General features: G+C 51.6%; 1 protein-coding gene, 1 pseudogene and 1 CRISPR repeat array. The gene and the pseudogene both read left to right on the top strand.

Annotated elements, in window-relative coordinates:
* Positions 1-254: pseudogene (locus CKO15_RS13970) on the top strand (hypothetical protein); the annotation flags it as partial.
* Complete coding sequence (locus CKO15_RS13615; protein ID WP_200197354.1) at positions 241-498, top strand: helix-turn-helix transcriptional regulator; 258 nt, start codon at positions 241-243, stop codon at positions 496-498. The pseudogene CKO15_RS13970 and the gene CKO15_RS13615, both read left to right, overlap by 14 nt.
* A gap of 173 nt (positions 499-671) precedes the next feature.
* Positions 672-1,729: direct repeats of the CRISPR family, unit length 36 nt; unit sequence GTTTGAGGACTGCCCTGTTTGAGAAGGGATTAAGAC.
* Positions 1,730-1,823: the final 94 nt, after the last annotated feature.

Here is a 1,823-nt window from a genome sequence, read left to right as displayed (position 1 = left end):
CTCGTGCGCGGGTCGAGCGATTGACCTGGCATCTGTTCTCGACCAGAGCGCTGAGCACCGACGATTTCAGCGGCTCCCCGGAAGAGGGCTTCCGGCTGCGCAAGGCGGCACGCCATACCTTCTTTTCACGGTGGGAGGTACACGCTAAACAGCACCGCCGTTGGTTGAAGCGGGCCGCTCTTACGCTAGCGAGAGAGTGCACCCGCTACGGATCGTTGCTCGACGACGGAGACAATCCGGATGACTCAGTTTGAGCTCGTCATCCGCCGGCAAGCGCGCATTCGGCAGCTCTCGATGGCTGAGCTTGCCCGCCGCGCCGGTATCAGTCGCCAGCACCTCTACAACGTCTGTCGATGTGACCGTGGCCCCCGCCTGTACACCTTTGTCCAGCTGGCTAAGGCGCTACACGTCGAGCCAACGGCTCTGTTCGCAACGTACGTGCAGAGCGTCGAGGCATCTAGGGGCGGTTGTCGGCCTGAGTCCGCCGGGGATCTTTGAATTTATAGCTAGATCAGCAGCTAATCTTCGAGTAGACTGAGCTGGTGGCTGCTTCGCTCTTTGAAAATGAGAATCGAATCCACATGCTGCTGTATGTTAAGTTCTGGGATGCCCGAAATTCCCTCAACCCCCTTTGCAAGGGACTGATTGTAAAAGGCTTCTAGCGTCGAGGGGTTTGAGGACTGCCCTGTTTGAGAAGGGATTAAGACTTGGGACCAAGTATGGAGGTAAAACTGATGAGTGTTTGAGGACTGCCCTGTTTGAGAAGGGATTAAGACGGAATTACTTGATGTCGCGCCTCCCGTGATCCGTTTGAGGACTGCCCTGTTTGAGAAGGGATTAAGACAGTATAACTTTCATAGTCTAGTCTCCTTCGTTTAAGTTTGAGGACTGCCCTGTTTGAGAAGGGATTAAGACCAAAACCTAGCTCTGGCGTTGATCGGATCACCGGTTTGAGGACTGCCCTGTTTGAGAAGGGATTAAGACCCATATCGGATACATCGATCAACTCATCGAGTGTAGTTTGAGGACTGCCCTGTTTGAGAAGGGATTAAGACACCTCGGTGATACCCTTCGAGTTCGTCGTCCTGGTTTGAGGACTGCCCTGTTTGAGAAGGGATTAAGACTCGATACATACGCCGTATATCACATGCGGCGTATGTTTGAGGACTGCCCTGTTTGAGAAGGGATTAAGACCGAAGTATCGCGGTAACTTTGTCAAACAGACCGCGTTTGAGGACTGCCCTGTTTGAGAAGGGATTAAGACAAAGGACATGCCAGCACTTGCATCAAGTGTCCGTTTGAGGACTGCCCTGTTTGAGAAGGGATTAAGACCCATATCGGATACATCGATCAACTCATCGAGTGTAGTTTGAGGACTGCCCTGTTTGAGAAGGGATTAAGACTTGGTATAATCCTTATAAAAGTCATAGCGCTTAGTTTGAGGACTGCCCTGTTTGAGAAGGGATTAAGACAGGTACCATTTTTGTAGACTTCCCAAAGACTTTTTGAGAAGGGATTAAGACTGGATCCTAGGATTTTTATACGCTGGCGAAGCTGTTTGAGGACTACCCTGTTTGAGAAGGGATTAAGACAGGAATGAGAGCTTTTTCTTCGACGGTGCGTAGTTTGAGGACTGCCCTGTTTGAGAAGGGATTAAGACGGAGCTCCCCCGGCAGATTTTCAACATCGGGATGTTTGAGGACTGCCCTGTTTGAGAAGGGATTAAGACCTCGCATCCAGGCCTTTCAAGGTGAGTCCCTGCTGCTCATCCGCAACCGCTTGATAGGGCAGCCACCGCAGCAAGTCGGGATCGCAATTTGCTA

Origin of the sequence: Halorhodospira abdelmalekii (genome assembly GCF_016583625.1) — a bacterium.
In the GTDB taxonomy this organism is placed as follows: Bacteria; Pseudomonadota; Gammaproteobacteria; order Nitrococcales; family Halorhodospiraceae; genus Halorhodospira; species Halorhodospira abdelmalekii.
Note: the sequence above shows the minus strand (reverse complement) of the source record. Positions and strands in the feature narration are given on the sequence as shown.

Excerpts from the sequence above, each read along its gene's own strand:
- CKO15_RS13615 (WP_200197354.1), top strand. The coding sequence starts at position 241 with ATGACTCAGTTTGAGCTCGTCATCCGCCGGCAAGCGCGCATTCGGCAG.